The organism is Mycolicibacterium gadium (assembly GCF_010728925.1).
Taxonomy (GTDB): Bacteria; Actinomycetota; Actinomycetes; order Mycobacteriales; family Mycobacteriaceae; genus Mycobacterium; species Mycobacterium gadium.
The window spans coordinates 57,176-75,516 of record NZ_AP022608.1 but is presented as its reverse complement, the minus strand read 5'-3'; the positions used below and the strand labels follow the sequence as shown (position 1 = coordinate 75,516).

17 protein-coding genes and 2 pseudogenes are annotated in these 18,341 nt (G+C 66.1%); 11 read left to right on the top strand and 8 right to left on the bottom strand.

All coding sequences use genetic code 11. The annotated features are described in order from the left end of the window. Positions 1-36: 36 nt before the first annotated feature. Positions 37-1,311: pseudogene (locus G6N36_RS00360) on the top strand (IS30 family transposase). Between the two features lie 46 nt (positions 1,312-1,357). On the opposite strand, the gene G6N36_RS00355 reads toward G6N36_RS00360, so the two are convergent. From G6N36_RS00355 to G6N36_RS00345, 3 genes are read right to left on the bottom strand one after another with little or no spacing between them, the layout of a single operon-like run. Continuing rightward, a complete protein-coding gene (locus tag G6N36_RS00355) occupies positions 1,358-2,806 on the bottom strand; it encodes a vWA domain-containing protein (RefSeq protein ID WP_163684004.1) in 1,449 nt (482 codons plus the stop codon). Then, positions 2,806-3,681, bottom strand: a complete 876-nt coding sequence (locus G6N36_RS00350) for an AAA family ATPase (RefSeq protein WP_163684002.1) — start codon at positions 3,679-3,681, stop codon at positions 2,806-2,808. Before G6N36_RS00350 ends, G6N36_RS00355 begins: the two co-directional genes overlap by 1 nt. Positions 3,682-3,695: 14 nt before the next feature. Then, a complete protein-coding gene (locus G6N36_RS00345) occupies positions 3,696-4,943 on the bottom strand; it encodes a glutamate-5-semialdehyde dehydrogenase (protein ID WP_163684000.1) in 1,248 nt (415 codons plus the stop codon). Between the two features lie 73 nt (positions 4,944-5,016). Here G6N36_RS00345 and G6N36_RS00340 point away from each other — a divergent pair, with 73 nt between their 5' ends. From G6N36_RS00340 to G6N36_RS00315, 6 genes are all read left to right on the top strand, one after another. Continuing rightward, positions 5,017-5,898 carry a ribokinase gene (locus G6N36_RS00340; RefSeq protein ID WP_163683998.1) on the top strand — a complete coding sequence of 294 codons (882 nt, stop codon included), beginning with the start codon at positions 5,017-5,019 and terminating at the stop codon, positions 5,896-5,898. Then, positions 5,895-6,719 (top strand): enoyl-CoA hydratase/isomerase family protein, encoded by an 825-nt coding sequence (locus G6N36_RS00335; RefSeq protein WP_163683996.1) that lies wholly within the window; start codon positions 5,895-5,897, stop codon positions 6,717-6,719. Before G6N36_RS00340 ends, G6N36_RS00335 begins: the two co-directional genes overlap by 4 nt. Positions 6,720-6,836: 117 nt before the next feature. Next, positions 6,837-8,399 (top strand): transposase, encoded by a 1,563-nt coding sequence (locus G6N36_RS00330; RefSeq protein ID WP_235689920.1) that lies wholly within the window; start codon positions 6,837-6,839, stop codon positions 8,397-8,399. 153 nt (positions 8,400-8,552) lie between these two features. Next, on the top strand, positions 8,553-8,882 hold the full coding sequence (locus G6N36_RS00325) for an ArsR/SmtB family transcription factor (RefSeq protein WP_163683995.1): 330 nt from the start codon (positions 8,553-8,555) through the stop codon (positions 8,880-8,882). Then, the gene (locus G6N36_RS00320; RefSeq protein ID WP_163683993.1) at positions 8,882-9,493 is read left to right on the top strand and encodes a cation efflux transmembrane domain-containing protein; all 612 of its coding nucleotides are present in this window, start codon (positions 8,882-8,884) and stop codon (positions 9,491-9,493) included. The genes G6N36_RS00325 and G6N36_RS00320 overlap by 1 nt, the downstream gene beginning before the upstream one ends. A 30-nt stretch (positions 9,494-9,523) precedes the next feature. Next, a complete protein-coding gene (locus G6N36_RS00315) occupies positions 9,524-10,126 on the top strand; it encodes a methyltransferase family protein (RefSeq protein ID WP_163683991.1) in 603 nt (200 codons plus the stop codon). Here the strand turns inward: G6N36_RS00315 and G6N36_RS00310 are convergent. Then, complete coding sequence (locus G6N36_RS00310) at positions 10,123-12,165, bottom strand: NAD(+) synthase (protein WP_163683989.1); 2,043 nt, start codon at positions 12,163-12,165, stop codon at positions 10,123-10,125. The genes G6N36_RS00315 and G6N36_RS00310 overlap by 4 nt on opposite strands. Before the next feature lie 43 nt (positions 12,166-12,208). On the opposite strand from G6N36_RS00310, the gene G6N36_RS00305 reads away from it, so the two are divergent. From G6N36_RS00305 to G6N36_RS00290, 4 genes and pseudogenes are all read left to right on the top strand, one after another. After that, complete coding sequence (locus G6N36_RS00305; RefSeq protein WP_163683986.1) at positions 12,209-12,748, top strand: cysteine hydrolase family protein; 540 nt, start codon at positions 12,209-12,211, stop codon at positions 12,746-12,748. Between the two features lie 118 nt (positions 12,749-12,866). Beyond that, positions 12,867-13,316 (top strand): annotated as a pseudogene (locus tag G6N36_RS00300) (Hsp20/alpha crystallin family protein); the annotation flags it as partial. Between the two features lie 114 nt (positions 13,317-13,430). Continuing rightward, positions 13,431-14,267: an NAD-dependent protein deacetylase gene (locus G6N36_RS00295; protein WP_163683984.1), complete on the top strand. Its 837-nt coding sequence runs from the start codon at positions 13,431-13,433 to the stop codon at positions 14,265-14,267. An 8-nt stretch (positions 14,268-14,275) separates the two neighbouring features. Continuing rightward, positions 14,276-14,926 (top strand): hypothetical protein, encoded by a 651-nt coding sequence (locus tag G6N36_RS00290; RefSeq protein ID WP_163683982.1) that lies wholly within the window; start codon positions 14,276-14,278, stop codon positions 14,924-14,926. Positions 14,927-14,980: 54 nt separating this feature from the next. On the opposite strand, the gene proB is transcribed toward G6N36_RS00290, so the two are convergent. From proB to rplU, 4 genes are all read right to left on the bottom strand, one after another. Next, positions 14,981-16,078, bottom strand: a complete 1,098-nt coding sequence (proB, locus tag G6N36_RS00285) for a glutamate 5-kinase (RefSeq protein WP_163683980.1) — start codon at positions 16,076-16,078, stop codon at positions 14,981-14,983. After that, on the bottom strand, positions 16,075-17,520 hold the full coding sequence (gene obgE, locus G6N36_RS00280) for a GTPase ObgE (protein WP_163683978.1): 1,446 nt from the start codon (positions 17,518-17,520) through the stop codon (positions 16,075-16,077). The genes proB and obgE overlap by 4 nt, the downstream gene beginning before the upstream one ends. A gap of 83 nt (positions 17,521-17,603) precedes the next feature. Continuing rightward, positions 17,604-17,870, bottom strand: coding sequence for a 50S ribosomal protein L27 (gene rpmA, locus G6N36_RS00275; RefSeq protein WP_083125209.1), 267 nt, complete (start codon positions 17,868-17,870; stop codon positions 17,604-17,606). A 13-nt stretch (positions 17,871-17,883) separates the two neighbouring features. Continuing rightward, the gene (gene rplU / locus G6N36_RS00270) at positions 17,884-18,207 is read right to left on the bottom strand and encodes a 50S ribosomal protein L21 (RefSeq protein WP_083125208.1); all 324 of its coding nucleotides are present in this window, start codon (positions 18,205-18,207) and stop codon (positions 17,884-17,886) included. Positions 18,208-18,341 lie beyond the last annotated feature (134 nt).

Genomic DNA, 18,341 nt, shown 5'->3' with positions numbered 1-18,341 from the left:
TGCAACAGTCTCTGATTCGTGTGGAGGCGTGTTGCGTTGTCTGTTTTGACTTTGAGCTCTGTTGTTCGTCAGTTCTGGAGGCATGTCAGTGATGGCCATACTGTCGAGGAGGCAAGCTGGGCTGTCGGCGTGTCGAGGCGCACGGGATTTCGCTGGTTCCGCGACGCTGGCGGGGTGAAACCACGATCGGTAGTGCCCAGCTCATCGGGCCTGAAGCCGCGGATGACGCTGCAGGATCGGATTCAGATCGAAATCGGCGTGGCGACCAATGAGTCGCTGCGTGCGATTGGTAGCCGGCTGTTACCTCCTCGGCCGGCGTCGACAATCAAACGCGAAATCGACAACAACGGCCGACACACCGTCGATCACCCGGACCGCAACTCAGGGTATCGGCGAAAGCATGCGTTCGGGGCACGCCAGAGTGGCCGCAGCGCCGCGGGGGGCTACTGCGCGCTGACGGCGCAGGCATACTCTGATCGGCGGGCGCGTCGCCCGAAAGCGGGCAAGCTGGCTGTTAGCGAAGCTGCACGATGAAGTGCAGGCCCGGCTGCTCGACGAGCACAGTCCCAAGCAGATCGCCAAGCGGTTGGTGCTGGATTTTCCCGACGATGTGGAGATGCGGGTGTCGCACGAAACCATCTACACCTCGATTTATGTCCAGGGCAAAGGCAGTCTGCGTCGCGAACTGCATACCTGTCTGCGCACCGGGCGAGCGTTGCGTAAGCCCCAGCGCCGCCCGATGAACGCCGTGGTCGCATCCGCGACATGGTCAACATCAGTGAGCGTCCACCCGAGGTTGAAGACCGCGCGGTGCCCGGGCATTGGGAGGGCGATCTGATCCTGGGCAGTACTGCCTCGGGTTCAGCGATTGGCACCGTGGTCGAACGGATGACCCGGTTTGTGATGTTGCTGCATCTGCCCGACGATCACACCGCGGTGGCCGTGCAGGAAGCGATCGTGGCGAAAATGGCGCAACTGCCGTTGATCCTGCGCAAAACACTGACCTGGGATCAGGGCAGCGAGATGGCCAACCATGCGGCGATCGCCCAAGCCGCCGAGCTCAATATTTACTTCTGCGATCCGCACTCCCCGTGGCAGCGCGGCACCAATGAGAACACCAACGGCCTACTGCGCCAATACTTTGCCAAAGGCACCGACCTATCGGTCTTTCCGGCCGATTACCTCGACTACGTCGCGACCAAACTCAACCGCCGGCCCCGCGAAACCTTGAGCTGGAAAACACCCGCCGAAGCCCTCGACGAACTACTGTCCAACCCGTCCAAACCACCCGCTGTTGCATCTACCGCTTGAAACCGCCGCCGACAAGGTGTGCGGGTAACCCACGTTCGCGCCGAACCTAGACCGGCAGCAGCGCATCGATGACCGAGGCGAGCTGCTTGGCGGACCTGCATTCGTGCATGGTGATGACGTCCTGATAGCGCGGCACCGCCGAATCACCGCTGCCCCACAGATGCCGCGGCTCGGGGTTGAGCCAGTGTGCGTGCCTGCTGGAGTTGACCATGTGCGCCAGCAGATCGATCTCGGGGTTGCGGTAGTTGTTGCGCCCGTCGCCGAGCACCAGCAGGGAGCTGCGCGGCGACAGCACATTCGGCCAGGTGTTCATGAACGAGACGAACGCGTGCCCGTAGTCGGAATGTCCGTCTCGGGTGTACACCCCCGCTTCGCGGGTGATGCGCTGCACGGCGACGGCCAGGTCGGCGTCCGGCCCGAACAACTCGGTCACCTCGTCGGTGGTGTCTATGAAGGCAAAGACGCGGACCCTACTGAACTGCTGGCGCAGCGCGTGCACGAGCATCAACGTGAAATGGCTGAAACCGGCGACCGACCCGGATACGTCGCACAGCACCACCAGTTCGGGCCGCGCCGGATGCGGCTTCTTGAGCACCACGTCGATCGGCACGCCGCCGGTGGACATCGATTTGCGCAGGGTCTTACGCAGATCGATCTCACCTTGCCGCGCCCGGCGCCGCCGGGCGGCCAGCCGGGTCGCCAACGTGCGGGCCAGCGGCTTCACCACGCGTTGCATCTGACGCAGCTGTTCGCCGGAGGCACGCAGGAACTCGACGTTCTCCGCGAGCTGCGGCACGCCGTACATCTGCACATGGTCGCGGCCCAGCTGTTCAGCGGTGCGACGTTTGGTTTCCGCTTCGACCATTCGACGCAGTTGGTTGATGCGTTGCGCCGCCATCGCTTTGGCGATCTGCTCCTGTGTCGGCGTCGGTTCGTCGCCGTAGGGGGCGAGCAGGCCGGCCAGCAGCCGCCCTTCCAGGTCGTCGAGGTTCATGGCCTTGAGCGCCTGATACGACGAATAAGACGGGCCGCGGCTGGAGTTGTACCGCCCGTGCGCCTCGACGATCTGGGCGATCATTCGCTGGAGCCGCTCGTCCAGATTGGCCAGGTCCTCGTTGGCTTCCAACAGGTCCAACAGCGCCTGCCGCATGGCGTCGACATCCTCGGGCGGCAGTCCCTCGGGCTCGCCACCCGTTTCGTCGTCATCGTCGACGAAGACCGTCTTCGCGCCCAGCGCCGCGGGGAACCACAGATCGAACATCGCGTCGTAGGTCTCGCGGTGATCGGGGCGGCGCAGCACCGCGCATGCGAGACCCTCGCGCAGTTGTTCCCGACTCTGCAGGCCCAGTACCGACATCACCCGCCCGGCATCGACGGTTTCCGACGGGCCCACCGAAATCCCCTGCCCGCGCAGCGCTTCCACGAACTCAACCAGATGGCCGGGAATTCCGTGCGGCGCCAATGGCTGCGGTGGACGGGTTCGGCGGACGGCCATCAGTTGAGCCTTAACTCTCCGGACGCTTTGACTTGATCGGATTGGTGTTTGAGCACCACTCCGAGAGTCGCCGCGATGGTCGCGTCGCTGATCGTGTCCAGCCCCAGTGCCAGCAGCGTGCGGGCCCAGTCGATGGTCTCGGCCACCGACGGGAGCTTCTTGAGCTGCATTCCGCGCAGCACGCCGATGATGCGAACCAGTTCCTCGGCGAGGTGTTCGGGAAGTTCGGGCACGCGGGACAACAGGATGCGCCGTTCCAGCTCGGCATCGGGAAAGTCGATGTGCAGGAACAGGCACCGGCGCTTGAGCGCCTCCGACAGTTCGCGCGTCGCGTTCGAGGTCAGCACGACGAACGGCTTGCGCTCGGCGACGATGGTGCCGAGTTCCGGGACGGTGACTGCAAAGTCGCTCAATACCTCCAGCAGCAGACCCTCGATCTCGATGTCCGCCTTGTCGGTCTCGTCGATCAGCAGGACCGTCGGCTCGGTGCGGCGGATCGCCGTCAGTAGCGGACGCGTCAGCAGGAACTCTTCGCTGAACACATCGGTTTTAGTCTGGTCCCAGTCACCAGAGCCGGCCTGGATGCGCAGGATCTGCTTGGCGTGGTTCCACTCGTAGAGCGCGCGGGCCTCGTCGACGCCCTCGTAGCACTGCAGCCGCACCAGACCTGATCCGGTCGCCTGCGCGACCGCGCGGGCCAGTTCAGTCTTACCCACACCGGCGGGACCCTCGACCAACAACGGCTTGCCCAGCCGGTCGGCGAGGAATACCGCTGTGGCGGTTGCGGTGTCGGGAAGGTAGCCGGTCTCGGCGAGCTTCTTGCCGACATCGTCGATGTCGGCGAACAACGGTGCTGGGCGTGCGGGGACGCTCACTCGGCTACTCCTAATCAGGCGGGACGGGTCTGGCCGTCGCCCCACACAATCCACTTGGTCGATGTCAGTTCGGGCAGGCCCATCGGGCCCCTGGCGTGCAGCTTCTGGGTGGAGATGCCGATCTCGGCGCCGAACCCGAATTGCTCACCGTCGGTGAACGCAGTCGATGCGTTCACCATCACTGCCGCGGCGTCCACCCGTTCGGTGAACCGTTGTGCAGCAGCAAGATTCGTCGTCACGATGGCTTCGGTATGCCCGGTGCCGTATTCGTTGACGTGCTCGATCGCGGCGTCGATACCGTCGACCACCGCGACGGCGATGTCCATCGACAGGAACTCCGTGCGCAGTTCGTCGTCCGAAGGATTCTCGTGCAGCGTGACGCCCGCGTCACGCAGCGCTTTCGTCAGCCGCGGCAGTGCGGTGTCGGCGATCGCGGCGTCGATCAACAGCGATTCGGCGGCATTGCACACGCTGGGCCTGCGCGTCTTGGCGTTGAGCAGAATGCGTTCGGCGACATCGAGATCGGCCGACTCATGCACGTACACATGGCAATTGCCGACTCCGGTTTCGATGGTGGGGACCATCGCGTCGCGCACCACCGCGTCGATCAGTCCTGCTCCACCGCGCGGGATCACGACATCGACGAGACCGCGGGCCTGGATCAGATGCGTGACGCTGGCGCGGTCAGCGCTGGGAAGCAGCTGGACCACGTCGGGTTCGAGCCCCTCACCGACCATCGCTGCCCGCAGCGCGGTGACGAGCGCTTCGTTGGACTGGGCCGCCGACGAGCTTCCGCGCAGCAGCACCGAATTGCCGGACTTCAGGGTCAACCCGAACGCGTCGACCGTGACGTTGGGCCTGCCTTCGTAGACGATGCCGACGACGCCGAGCGGAACGCGCTGCTGGCGCAATTGCAGGCCGTTCGGCAGCGTGCGCCCGCGCAGCACCTCGCCGATGGGGTCGGGCAGCCCGGCGACCTGTCGCAGTCCGGCGGCGATGCCGTCCACGCGCTGAGGGTTCAGTGCAAGCCTGTCGAGCATGGCGTCCGGTGTGCCCGCGGCCCTGGCAGCCTCGAGATCGCGCTCGTTGGCGGCGAGGATCTCGTGCATCCGTGCAAGCACTGCGTCCGCCGCGGCATGCAGCGCGCGGTTCTTGGTTTCGGTGGACAGCGTGGCCAGGGTGCGAGCCGCGACGCGGGCCCGGCGGGCGGCGTCGTGGACCTGCGAGCGCAAGTCGGAAAGCGCTGGGGCCTGCACACTCATTGAGCCAGCGTATCGAACCTCTCTTGGCAGTTCGACACGTGTCAGGTAGCGGGCCTGGGCTAGCTTGGCTGTTATGGCCGCACGGGTCTGTGTCGTGGGCAGTGTCAACGCCGATTTGACGTTCACCGTGAACGCATTACCGCGGCCCGGCCAAACGGTTCTGGCATCGGGGCTGCAGTCGTCACCAGGGGGCAAAGGCGGCAACCAGGCGGTGGCCGCGGCCCGGGCGGGGGCCTCGGTGCAGCTGGTCGCCGCGCTCGGCAGCGACTCGGCCGCCGAGCAGTTGCGCGCACACCTGTCCGCCAACGACGTCGGGCTCGACGGGGTGGTGTCGATGGCCGGGCCCAGCGGCACGGCGGTGATCGTCGTGGACGCCGCGGCCGAGAACAACATCGTGGTCGCCCCCGGGGCCAACGCCAAGTTGTCCGTCGACTCCGCCGATATCCAGGCCGTCATCGCCGACAGTGACGTCGTCCTGCTGCAGCTCGAGATTCCGATCGCCACCGCGATCGCCGCCGCACGCATCGCCCGGGCCGCCGGGGCGACAGTCATCGTCAACGCCTCCCCGTCCGGCGCGCGGCCGCACGATCTGCTCGCGCTGTCCGAACTGGCCGACGTCGTCGTCGTCAACGAAGCGGAAGCTCGTGAATGGCACTGGCCCGTCGCCCATCTTGTGATCACCCGGGGCAGGCGGGGCGCGAGTTACCTCGGCCAGGACGAACGCTTCGACGTCCCGGCGCCGCGGGTCGCGCCCGTCGACACCACGGGTGCAGGCGACGTCTTCGCCGGCGTGCTGGCCGCCGGTTGGCCGACCGGCCACGAGGTCGCGCTGCGCCGGGCATGCGCGGCCGGGGCCCTGTCGACGCTGGTGCCGGGCGCGGGCGACTGCGCGCCGTACGCCGAGGCCATCGATGACGCGGTTTCCAACAGAAAAGCGAGCGAGGGACATCTATGACGAAGACCGGGCCACCGCGGCCACCCGAGGGCGACTGGCTGGGCACCCCGTACCTGCGCTTCACCCGCGAGGGGGCGTTCGGCGTGTGCACGCTGGACCGGCCCGAGGCGCGCAACGCGATGACACCCGCGATGTACTTCGGTATTCGGTACGCGGTCAGGCACGTCGACGCCGACCCGGATCTGGCCGGCTTGCTGATCACCGGCACCGGTGACGTATTCGCGCCCGGCGGCGACATGGGCGGCGGCGACGGCAGCGACAATTGGCTGACGTTCGGTTCGGCGCTGGGCATGGACGTCACGCCGTTCGAGACGCTGCGCCAGTCGGTGAAGCCCGTGGTCTCGGCGGTGAACGGGTTGTGTCAGGGCGGCGGGTTGCAGATCGCGCTGTGCAGTGACATGACGGTGGTGAGCGATCGGGCGACGTTCCGGGTGCCCGAGCTGCTGCGCGGTATCGCCGACACCTACTACAGCCAGATGCTGGCGCGCCTGATCGGTCCGGTCCGCACCCGCGATCTGATGTTCACCGGCCGCACGCTGACCGCGCAGGAGGCCCACGAGTGGGGCATGGTCGCGCGGGTCGTCCCGCACGACGATCTGCTCGATGCAGCGCGCGAGGTGCTCGCCCAGTGCTGCCGGACCGCGCCCGGCGCCAGGGGCCTGGTCAAGTCGAGCCTGGACAACTATCTCGGCTTGTTCGACCGCATCGGCATGCAGGCCGGCATATCCGGGCCGGAGGCGATCGAGGGTTTCCTGTCTTTCAAGGAGCGGCGCTCGCCGAACTGGGTACACCCCGACCTGCGCATCGACGGCCGCCTCTGAGGGATTTCGGTGCGCGAACAGTCGCTGAGTGGCTGTTGCGAAATGCCGGTTGAGGTGTTTGGTGTTTTGAGGTCGGCACGAAACGATTGAGGTGTGGCTCGTTCGTATCGTCCGGTAGTGCGTGATCAGCAGTTCTTGTTGCCGCCGAATATGGCCGACTGGCTGGCCGATGATCATTTGGTGTGGTTCATCCTCGACTCGATCGAGCAGTTGGACACCTCGGCGTTTCACCAGCATCGGCGCACCGGTGGCGTCGGCCGCGCCGGCTATGACCCGGACATGTTGTTGGCCTTGCTGATCTACGCCTATGCCTCGGGGCAGCGGTCCTCGCGGCGCATCGAACGATTGTGTGCCGATCACGTCGCCTACCGGGTGCTGTGTGCTCAAGATCCGCCGGATCACACCACGATTGCCCGGTTCCGCGCCGACCACGACGACGCCGTGATCGACGTGTTCGCTCAGGTGCTGCGGATGTGTTCGCAGGCCGGGATGGTGCGGGTCGAATCGATCGCCATTGATGGCACCAAGATCGCGGCCAACGCGTCGATGTCGGCCAACCGCTCTCAGAAATGGGTGCGTGAGCAGGCCCGTCGGATCGCCGAGACCGCGGTCGGTGAGGCCGCCGCCGCCGACGCCGCCGAGGACGCCGCTGAAGCCGCGGTCGGTGGGCCGCCGGCCACACCGGCACCGGAGTTGACGACTCGGGCTGGACGGGCCGCGGCGATCAAGAAGGCGATGGCCGAGATCGCCGAACAGGACGCCCGCCATGAGGAGGCCGACGCCGCCGACGCCGAGCGTCAAGAGAAGTATCTGCAGCGTGTCGAGGCCGGCGAAGTCGTGGCCGGACCGCCGCCGGCCGGCGTCGACGAGGTCCGGTTGTGGCGGGCCCGGCTGGCCCGTCAACAGCAGCGGCTGGCCCCGCTGATCGGGGTGCGTGGGACTCGAGAAGCCCAGCAGCGCGGCGACATTCGCAAGCTGATACGCAAGGCCGAGGCGCGGCTGGCCGACGCCCAACGGCGTCAGGCAACGGGATTGGTCGATCGGCGTGGTTCAGCGGCGCGTCAACGTGCCTATTTTCAGACCCGCCGCGGCCCCAAGGGCGGACCGGTGGTCAATCTGACCGACCCGCAGGCCCGGTTGATGGTCCAAGGCTCAGGCAGCGGATCGGTGCAGGGCTACAACAGCCAGATCGTGTGCTCCGATGACCACCTCATCATCGGAGTGCACGTATCTCAAGATGCCAACGATCTGCATTGTTGGACACCGGCTTTGGCTGCGGCGATAACCCACACCGAGGCATTGGACAAGACGATCGGACTGGTCACGGCCGACAACGGCTACTTCACCGAAGACAACCTCACCAGCCCCGGCCCCGACCGGCTCATCGCACCCGGCACCGGGAAAGACGTCCACCACGACGCCAAACACCACCCCACCCAGGGACCCCCACCGCCGAACCTCTCACCCGCAGACGCGATGCGCCACACGCTCAAAGATCCTGCTCAGGCACGACGATACAAACGCCGATCAGCGACCGTAGAACCGGTCATCGGACATCTCAAAGACCGCATCGGCCTACGCCGCTACGCCCGCCGCGGACTGGCAGCTGTCACCGCCGAACTCCACCTGGCCGCCGCAGCGCTCAACCTCACCCGCTTGTACGCAGCCACGGCCGGGTAACCCCCCGGACGGCGCCACCCACTATCACCAGTGCCGGCCATCGTCAGCCATCGGCATTTCGCAACAGCCACTGAGCGATTATTTGCGCACCGAAATCGCCTTCCCTTTAGTTCAGTATTTTCTGAATACAGAAACTGATGTACTGTCTATCCCATGCAGACGGTGACTCACAGCGATGCGCTCTCACGGTTCGGCTACGCACTGTCCGATCCGACCCGCGCCGAAATCCTGCTGATGCTGCGCGACGCACCGGGCTATCCGTCCGACCTGGCCGACAAGATCGGGGTGTCGCGCCAGATCCTTTCCAACCACCTCGCCTGCCTGCGCGGGTGCGGTTTGGTGGTCGCCCAGCCCGAGGGGCGGCGCAGCCGCTACGAACTGGCCGACAAGCGGATCGCTCACGCCCTCAACGATCTGCTCGGCCTGGTCCTCGCTGTCGATCCGGCGTGCTGCCCCGCCGCCGAAACGGACGATTGCTGCTGATGACCGCGCTGACCGAGGCGCGGCGGGCAGTGCTGACCCGTCGGATCCGATTTCTGGTGGCCGCGACCATCGCCTACAACGTGGTCGAGGCGGTGGTGGCGCTGGCCGAAGGCACCAGAGTTTCGTCGTCGGCGCTCATCGGGTTCGGCCTCGACTCCGTTGTCGAGATCTCGTCGGCGGCTGCGGTCGCGTGGCAGTTCTCGGCCGCCGACCCGGAAGCGAGGGAGAAGAAGGCGCTGCGCTTCATCGCGTTCTCGTTCTTCGCGCTCGCGGCCTACGTCACGGTCGACGCGGTGCGCGCGTTGGCCGGCATCGGTGAGGCGCGCCCGTCGACCGTCGGCATAGTGCTTGCGGCGCTCAGTCTCGCAGTCATGCCGGTGCTGTCCTTGACCCAGCGGCGCACCGGCCGTGAACTCGGATCGCTCTCGGCCGTAGCGGATTCCAAGCAGACGCTGCTGTGCACGTACCTGTCGGCGATTCTGTTGACCGGCCTGCTGCTCAACAGCCTGCTCGGCTGGTCATGGGCCGATCCCGTCGCAGCGCTCGGTATCGCTGCGATCGCAGTGCGCGAAGGCGTCAACGCCTGGCGCGGAGATCCATGCTGTTCATGAATGACCTGAGAGGACCCAACTAAAATGGTCATGCCCACCATCGCCCTCGTGCTCTTCGCGGTGTTCGCGCTACTCGGATTCGGTTGGCGCAGTTGGGAACAGCGGCGGCGCACCGGATCCACCGGATTCCACGGCATCAGCGGCCGCCCGGGTTCGGTCGAGTGGTTCGCCGGGGTGGGATTCATCATCTCCATGGGTATCGCGGTCTTCGCGCCGATCCTGCAGATGCTCGGCGTGGTGGCGCCAGTGAGCTTTCTGCACGCACCGTGGATCCAGATCGCCGGCGCCGTCATCGCCGTGATCGGTATCGCGACCACCGTTTACGCGCAGCTGGACATGGGTGACTCGTGGCGGATCGGCGTCGACAAGAGCGAGACGACGACACTCGTGCGCACCGGCGTCTTCGGGTGGGTGCGCAACCCGATCTTCACCGCGATGATGACGTTCGGCCTCGGATTCGCCCTGATCACACCGAATCCGGTGGCCGTCGTCGGATTCGTCCTGCTGATCGTCACGATCGAGATTCAGGTCCGCGTGGTCGAGGAGCCCTACCTGCTGACCACGCACGGTCAGGCCTATCGTGATTATCTCGCCGGTGTCGGCCGGTTCATCCCCGGAGTGGGACGCGCTTAGTCCTCGGGGATTTCGCGTTCGATCTCGTCGAGCCAGATGCGCGCTGACATGTCCGACGGCGCCCGCCAGTCACCCCGCGGTGACAGCGATCCGCCGTGGGACACCTTCGGCCCGTTGGGCAGCGCCGACCGTTTGAACTGAGAGAAGGAGTAGTACCGCTGCGCGAACACCTGCAGCCAGTGACGAATCTCCTTCAGCGAGTACGCGGGCCGCTTATCCAGCGGGAAGCCGGACGGCCAGTCGCCGCGCTCAGGATCACTCCACGCGTGCCACGCCATGAATGCGATCTTCGATGGCCTAAACCCGTAGCGCAGCACGCTGAACAGCGAGAAGTCCTGCAGCACATACGGTCCGACTTTGGCCTCGCTGCTCTGGATCTCCTCGTCCTCACCGCTGGGCACCAGTTCCGGCGTGATCTCGGTGTCGAGCACCGACTGCAGCACCTCGTTGACGGTGTCGTCGAATTGGTTCGATGAGATGACCCACCGGATCAAATGCTGAATCAGTGTCTTGGGCACTCCGCCGTTGACGTTGTAATGCGACATCTGGTCGCCGACGCCGTAGGTCGACCAGCCGAGTGCGAGCTCGGAGAGATCGCCTGTGCCCAGAACGATTCCGCCACGTTGGTTGGCCAACCGGAAAAGGTAGTCGGTGCGAAGACCCGCCTGCACGTTCTCGAAGGTGACGTCGTAGACCTTCTCACCACGCGCAAACGGATGATCCATCTCCTTGAGCATCAACTCGGCCGTTGACTTGATATCGATCTCGGCGAACGTGACTCCGAGGGCATCCGCTAGCCGGCTGGCATTGTTCTTGGTGTGCTCACCGGTCGCGAAGCCGGGCAGCGTGAACGCGAGAATGTCGCTGCGCGGCCGGTTTTCGCGATCCATGGCGCGGGCGGCGACGATCAGCGCGTGGGTCGAGTCCAGTCCGCCGGAGAGTCCGAGCACCACCTTGGGGTAGTCCAGCGCGCGCAGCCGCTGCTCCAGCCCGGCAACCTGGATGTTGTAGGCCTCGTAGCAGTCCTGTTCCAGCCGTGTGGGATCCGCGGGTACGAACGGGAACCGCTCCACCTCACGGAGCAAACCGATGTCCCCGGCAGGCGGATCAAGCGTGAACTCCACCCTCCGAAACGAGTCGGGGGTGATGCCCTCATGGATGCGGTTGTCGTCGAACGTGCCCATCCGGAGCCGCTCGGAGCGAATCAGTTCGAGGTCGACATCGGCCGTGGAGCGGCGCTCTCCCTTGGGAAAGCGTTCGGACTGCGCGAGGCAGATACCGTTCTCCCACACCATGGTCTGGCCGTCCCAAGCCAGGTCCGTGGTCGATTCGCCTTCACCGGCCGCGGCGTACACGTACGCGGCGAGGCAGCGCGCCGACGCGGAGCGGGCCAGCAGGCAGCGGTCGTCGGCGCGGCCGATCGTGATGGGGCTGCCGGACAGGTTGGCCAGCACCGTCGCACCCGCAAGCGCGGCCTTCGCGCTCGGCGGCACAGGCATGAACATGTCCTCGCAGATCTCGACGTGCAACACGAAGCCGGGCACGTCGATCGCGGTGAACAGCAGATCCGGACCGAACGGCGCATCCGAATCGCCGATCCTGATCGCGCCGCGGATGGCATCGCCCGCCGCGATTTGGCGCTTCTCGTAGAACTCGCGGTAAGTCGGCAGATAGGACTTGGGCACGACGCCGAGCACACGGCCGCGGTGGATCACGACCGCGGTGTTGTAGATCCGGTGCGCGTACCGCAGCGGTGCGCCCATCACGAGGACGGGCAGCAGGTCAGCCGACGCCGCCGTGATGTCCAGCAACGCATCCTCGACCGCGTCCAGCAGTGTGTCCTGCATCAGGATGTCCTCGATCGAGTATCCCGACAACGTCAGCTCCGGGAACACCGCCAGGCCGACCCCGTCGTCATGACAGCCCCGCGCGATCCGCAGCGCCGACTCCGCGTTGGCCGCGGGGTCGGCGAGGGTCGTCTGGTGGGTACAGGCGGCAACCCGGAAGAAACCCTGCCCGTACGCCGAGTAGAAATCCATGCTTCATTGTTGCCCGAAAACAGATCGGGGTATGCAAGTCCCCATGAGTGAGACTGCGCTGCTGGTCATCGACATGATGAACACCTATCAACACGAGGATGCCGAACCCCTGGCCGACAATGTCGCAAAGATCGTCGACCCGTTGGCGGAGCTGATCTCGCGGGCCCGCGACCGAGACGACGTCGACGTGATCTTCGTCAACGACAACTACGGCGACTTCACCGCAGACTTCGAGGACATCGTTCGCGCCGCACTCGACGGGGAACGCCCGGAGCTGGTGAAACCGATCGCGCCGGGAAAGGACAGCCTGCGAGTCACCAAGGTGCGCCACAGTGCGTTCTACGCCAGCTCGCTGGATTACCTGCTCGGCCGGCTCAAGTCCCAGCAGCTGATCATCACCGGGCAGGTGACCGAACAGTGCATCCTCTACAGCGCGCTCGACGCCTACGTGCGGCATTTCTCGTTCATCGTCCCCCCGGACTGCGTGGCGTACATCGATCCCGAACTCGGGGATGCCGCGCTGACCATGATGAACAAGAACATGCACGCCGAGTTGGTACCGGCTGAGAAGTGTCTGCGCTGACTCGGTGACCGGGTTGTTGGCCTTCCGTTCGCCCACCTGCACCACATCCGATTCGGCGATTTTTCCTGCGTCGCGCATCGTGAGTCGTCGACCTTTTGCCCGCGCGCCACCTGGAGGAATCGTGAATAAGCTTGCCGTGCAACGTCAGTCACGCCCCTTGCTCATGGAGCTGTCCGAACTCTTGAACGGCTTTCCGACGTTTTCCAGCCTGTCGTCGATCGCTGGCCTGCGGCCGTTCCTCGACAACAACCTGCTGCGAATGGAGGACGAGACCTGCGACGGCCGCTACGAGGTACGTGTCGAGCTCCCCGGAGTCGACCCGATCGAGGACGTCGAGGTCACCGTCCGCGACGGAGAGCTGACAATCAAGGCCGAGCGCACACAGTCGGCGGACACCGACGGTCGTTCGGAGTTCTCGTACGGATCGTTCGCGCGCACCATCCCGCTGCCCGTCGGCGCGGACGAGGACGACATCCACGCCACCTACGACCGCGGCATCCTCATCGTCTCCGTCGCTCTGTCCGACGACGCGCCGGTCGAGAAGTACGTCGAGGTCGTCGAAACGATCGTGGTCGACGAGGACGACGATGACGAGCACGACGAGCACGACGAGGATGCACAGGCTGAGCTCCCGGCCGGCGAGAATCAGGAGCAGCCCGTCGGCTGAACTACCCTGGACGGGGTGGACGCGCCCGAGCTCGTAGGCCTGCTGAGAGGTCGTCGGGTCGCGGTGCTCACCGGAGCGGGGATGTCCACGGATTCCGGAATTCCCGACTACCGCGGGCCCGATTCGCCGCCGAGCAACCCGATGACCATTCGGCAGTTCACGTCCGACCGCGAGTTTCGGCAGCGCTACTGGGCGCGGAACCACATCGGCTGGCGCCGCATGCACGAGACGATGCCCAATGCCGGACATCGGTCGCTGGCCGCACTCGAACGCGCGGGCGTCGTGTCCGGGCTGATCACCCAGAACGTCGATCTCCTGCACACCAAGGCCGGGAGCAGCAACGTCGTCAACCTGCACGGCACCTACGCCGGCGTGATCTGCCTGGACTGCGAGTTCACGATGCCGCGCGCCGCGCTCGCCGAACTTCTGGAAGCGGCCAACCCGGGCTTCCTCGAGCGGGCCGAGGCGGTGGGCGGCATCGCGGTGGCCCCGGACGCGGACGCCGTCGTCGGCGACACCGCGACGTTCACGATCGTCGACTGTCCCCGCTGCGGCGGCATGCTCAAGCCCGACATCGTCTACTTCGGTGAGAATGTGCCCAAAGAGCGAGTGGAGCAAGCGTATTCACTGGTCGAAGAGGCGGATGCCCTGCTGGTTGCGGGGTCGTCGCTGACGGTCTACTCCGGCTTCCGGTTCGTTCGTCATGCGGCGTCGCGGGGTATCCCGGTCGCGATCATCAACCGGGGACGCACACGCGGTGATGACCATGCGACGGTCAAGATCGACGCCGGCTGCTCGGAGCTGCTCGCGCTGTTGGCCGATGAACTGCCCACCGTCGCCAACTCCGCTTAGATGAAATGGTGTCCACAGACACCCAAGACGACGACGCCTCCTGGCTGCAGTCGCTGCTGGAGAGCCACCGGCCCGATACCGGACCCGTATCCGGCCGATGGGCCCTCGGCGTCGGCGACATGATCGCGAATCACTCGCTGACGCCGGGCAAGCTGCGCGGGCTGGTCCGCAAGCTCAACTACTTCGGTGGCGTCGCGATCAGCGAAGACGCCGTCGAGTTCGACGGCGACAAGGTCGAGTGGGCCGACGTCGAAGAGGTGCGCACCCAGAGCCTTATCGGGTACATGTTCACCGGCGGCCTGGACAGCCAGATCGACAGACTGCCGGTGCCGTGGTTCCCGTTCCGCAGAAAAGTGATCGGCGCCATCTCACGCGCGGCGCTCACGCTGCTGCTGGCCGCCGCGAAACAGCAGCTCGAGGGCGGCGCAATGGACATTCGCATACCCGCCGAAGTGCACTACCGCGGCATGTTGCGCTCCCGCGAGCTCGCGCCGGGCATGCTCGCAGCGTTGATACTCGCCGACCCCGCGGTGCGTGCGTGCTTCGAGGCGACGGCACAGGCGAACGGTGTGAACGTGGTGCCCGCGGAGGACGACGTCATGCAGGACGCCGACGAGCGGGCCGAGCAGATCAAGTCGATGCTGTCCCGCCTCCACTAGCGATTTGTGCACGAATTGGAGCGCTCACCGCTCCTGATCGTGCACAAATCGCAGCTAGACGGCGACCAGGTCGTCGGCGTGGACCGCGGGACGGCGCATCTCCGCGGGCAGATCCGACGTCGACCGGCCCAGCATCGTGGCCAACTCGCCGTGGTCATAGGCCACCACGCCGCGCGCCACCATCGTCGCGTCGTGTGACCGCAACTCGACGACGTCGCCGCCGAAGAAGCGGCCCGACACCGCGGTGATGCCCGCAGGCAGCAGCGACCGTCGCTGCGTGACGACGGCTCGCACCGCGCCATCGTCGAGCGTGAGCGCCCCGGAAGCCTCTGCGGCGTAGCGGACCCAGAACCTGCGCGCCGACATGCGTTCGGGTCGCGGAGCGAACACAGTGCCGACCGATGCGTCGACCAGCGCGGTGGCGGCATCGCTCGCCGCGGCCAACAACACCGGAACTCCGGCATCGGCAGCGAGCAGCGCCGACGACAGCTTTGACGCCATCCCGCCGGTACCCAGATGGCTACCGCGTCCCGCGACCACCCCTTCGAGGTCGTCAGGGCCGGCCACCTCGGAGATGAAGCGCGCGTTACCCTTTCGCGGGTCGGAGTCGTAGAGGCCGTCGATATCGGACAGCAACACCAACGCGTCGGCCCCGACGAGGTGCGCGACCAGCGCGGAGAGCCGGTCGTTGTCTCCGAACCGGATCTCGTTGGTGGCAACGGTGTCGTTCTCGTTGACGATCGCGACGGCATGCAGCGCGCGCAGACGGTCCAGCGTGCGCTGAGCGTTGGTGTGCTGCACCCGCATCGAGATGTCATGCGCGGTCAACAGCACCTGTCCGACGGTGCGGTTGTAACGGGCGAACGCCGCATTCCACGCGTTGACCAATGCCACCTGTCCGACGCTGGCGGCCGCCTGTTTGGTGGCCAGATCGGCGGGCCGTCTGGACAGCTTGAGCGGCTCGATACCGGCGGCGATCGCACCCGACGACACGATCACCACGTCCGAACCGGCCTTCATGCGGGCCTCGATCGCGTCGGCCAGCGTCGCCAGGCGGGCGACGTCGAAGACCCCGGATGGCGTGGTCAGCGCGGTGGTGCCGATCTTGACGACGACGCGTCGTGCGGTCCGGATGCTCTCCCGGTGGGTCACGAATCACCGCCGGGTTTGCGTCGCTCGCGCCGGGCGGCCTTTCGCTCGGGGGCCCGCGGCCGATCCGTCTGCTCCAACCGCACGTCGGTTCCGCGACCGGACAACGGCAGGTCGACACCCGCGGGCGTCTGCGGTTCCCAATCGAACGTCATGTCGCCGATGGTGACCGCGCAGCCTGGCTTGGCGCCCAAGCGCAACAGTTCGTCCTCCACGCCGAGCCGTGCCAGCCGGTCGCCGAGGTAGCCGACGGCCTCGTCATTGGTGAAATCCGTTTGGGCGATCCACCGTTCGGGCCGCGCACCGCGTACGACGAAACCACCCTCACCGTCGGACTCCACAGTGAAGCCGCTCTCGTTCACCGGGATCGGCCGGATCACCGGCCTGCGGGGCACGGCGGCAGGCTGCGCCTTGCGATATTCGGACACCATGTCCCACAGCGCAAACGTCAACGGCCGCAATCCTTCTCGCGACACCGTGGACACCTCGAATACCGGCCAGCCGAACCTGCCGATGACTTCCTCGCGGACGAAGTCGGCGAGCTCGCGCGCTTCCGGCACGTCGATCTTGTTCAGCACCACCGCGCGCGGCCGGGACGCCAGGTCACCTAGGGTCGTATCACCCTGCAGCGTCGGGGTGTACGCCGCTAGCTCGGCTTCCAGTGCCTCGATGTCGGATACCGGATCACGGCCGGGTTCCAGCGTCGCGCAGTCGACGACGTGCACCAAGACCGCGCACCGCTCGATATGGCGCAGGAACTCCAGTCCCAGACCACGCCCCTCCGATGCCCCAGGAATCAGGCCGGGAACGTCGGCGACGGTGAAGGTGTTCTCCCCCGCCGACACCACGCCCAGATTCGGCGTCAGCGTGGTGAACGGGTAGTCGGCGATCTTGGGCTTGGCCGCCGAGATCGCCGAGACGAGCGACGACTTGCCGGCAGACGGGAATCCGACCAGCCCTACGTCCGCAACCGTCTTCAATTCCAGGGTGAGGTCGCGGACCTGCCCCTTCTCCCCGAGCAGCGCGAATCCCGGCGCTTTTCGCGCGCGAGACGCCAATGCGGCGTTGCCGAGCCCGCCGCGCCCGCCTGCCGCGGCGTCGAAGCGGGTGCCCGCGCCGACCAGGTCGGCGAGCAGTCGGCCCTTCTCGTCGAGCACGACGGTGCCGTCGGGCACCTTGACCTCGAGGTCGGCGCCCGCGGCCCCGTCGCGGTTGCCGCCCATGCCCTGCTTGCCGGACGGCGCATCGACGTGGGGGTGAAAGTGGAAGTCGAGCAGGGTGTGCACCTGCGGGTCGACGACCAGCACGACGCTGCCGCCGCGTCCGCCGTTTCCGCCGTCGGGTCCGCCGAGTGGTTTGAACTTCTCACGATGAACCGACGCGCAGCCGTTACCGCCGTTGCCCGCCTTCGCGTGAATCACAACGCGATCGACGAACCGGGGCATCGGACTTCCTTTCCATACGAGTGTGAAGCTACTGCGAGAATTCAGCCGAGAATTCGCAGTAGCTTCACATTCGCGGCAGGAAGTTAGGCCTCCGAAGCGACCGGTCGCACGACGCTGACCGTCTTGCGGCCACGCTTGGTGCCGAACGTGACGGCACCGGGAGCCGTGGCGAACAACGTGTCGTCGCCGCCGCGCCCGACGTTGGTGCCGGGATGGAAATGCGTACCCCGCTGCCGCACCAAGATCTCGCCGGCCTTGACGATCTGGCCGCCGAAGCGCTTGACGCCGAGCCGCTGGGCGGCTGAGTCGCGACCGTTACGTGAGCTGGAAGCGCCCTTCTTGTGTGCCATGTGTCGCCTCCTACTACTTGATTCCGGTGACCTTGAGGACCGTCAGCTGCTGACGGTGACCCTGCCGCTTGTGATAGCCGGTCTTGTTCTTGAACTTGTGGATGCGGATCTTGGGACCCTTGGTGTGCTCGAGCACCTCACCGGTGACGGCGACCTTCTCCAGCGCCTTCACGTCGGTGGTCACCTTCGCCCCGTCGACCACCAGGGCCACGGGCAGCGACACGCTCGCGCCGGCCTCGGCCTCGATCTTCTCGACCTTCACCACGTCGCCAACCGCGACCTTGTACTGCTTGCCGCCGGTCTTGACGATCGCGTACGTGGCCTTATCGCCTGCCATCAGGTCCTTCTTCTTCTCGTCTCCGGGCGCGCGCTACTGGTGGCTGCGCATGTCTGGGTTGCTGGGTCTTTCATGGCCGCCGGCCGTAGGCCTGGCGACAACTGCTCAAGATTACTTGAGTCGCGCGGCGAGGG

Bases quoted from the DNA above. Each gene is read 5' to 3' on its own strand.
- G6N36_RS00355 (WP_163684004.1), bottom strand. From the start codon at position 2,806: ATGGCCGTCCGCCGAACCCGTCCACCGCAGCCATTGGCGCCGCACGGA.
- G6N36_RS00345 (WP_163684000.1), bottom strand. From the start codon at position 4,943: ATGAGTGTGCAGGCCCCAGCGCTTTCCGACTTGCGCTCGCAGGTCCAC.
- G6N36_RS00340 (WP_163683998.1), top strand. From the start codon at position 5,017: ATGGCCGCACGGGTCTGTGTCGTGGGCAGTGTCAACGCCGATTTGACG.
- G6N36_RS00335 (WP_163683996.1), top strand. From the start codon at position 5,895: ATGACGAAGACCGGGCCACCGCGGCCACCCGAGGGCGACTGGCTGGGC.
- G6N36_RS00325 (WP_163683995.1), top strand. From the start codon at position 8,553: ATGCAGACGGTGACTCACAGCGATGCGCTCTCACGGTTCGGCTACGCA.
- G6N36_RS00320 (WP_163683993.1), top strand. From the start codon at position 8,882: ATGACCGCGCTGACCGAGGCGCGGCGGGCAGTGCTGACCCGTCGGATC.
- G6N36_RS00315 (WP_163683991.1), top strand. From the start codon at position 9,524: ATGCCCACCATCGCCCTCGTGCTCTTCGCGGTGTTCGCGCTACTCGGA.
- G6N36_RS00310 (WP_163683989.1), bottom strand. From the start codon at position 12,165: ATGGATTTCTACTCGGCGTACGGGCAGGGTTTCTTCCGGGTTGCCGCC.
- G6N36_RS00305 (WP_163683986.1), top strand. From the start codon at position 12,209: ATGAGTGAGACTGCGCTGCTGGTCATCGACATGATGAACACCTATCAA.
- obgE (WP_163683978.1), bottom strand. From the start codon at position 17,520: ATGCCCCGGTTCGTCGATCGCGTTGTGATTCACGCGAAGGCGGGCAAC.
- rpmA (WP_083125209.1), bottom strand. From the start codon at position 17,870: ATGGCACACAAGAAGGGCGCTTCCAGCTCACGTAACGGTCGCGACTCA.
- rplU (WP_083125208.1), bottom strand. From the start codon at position 18,207: ATGGCAGGCGATAAGGCCACGTACGCGATCGTCAAGACCGGCGGCAAG.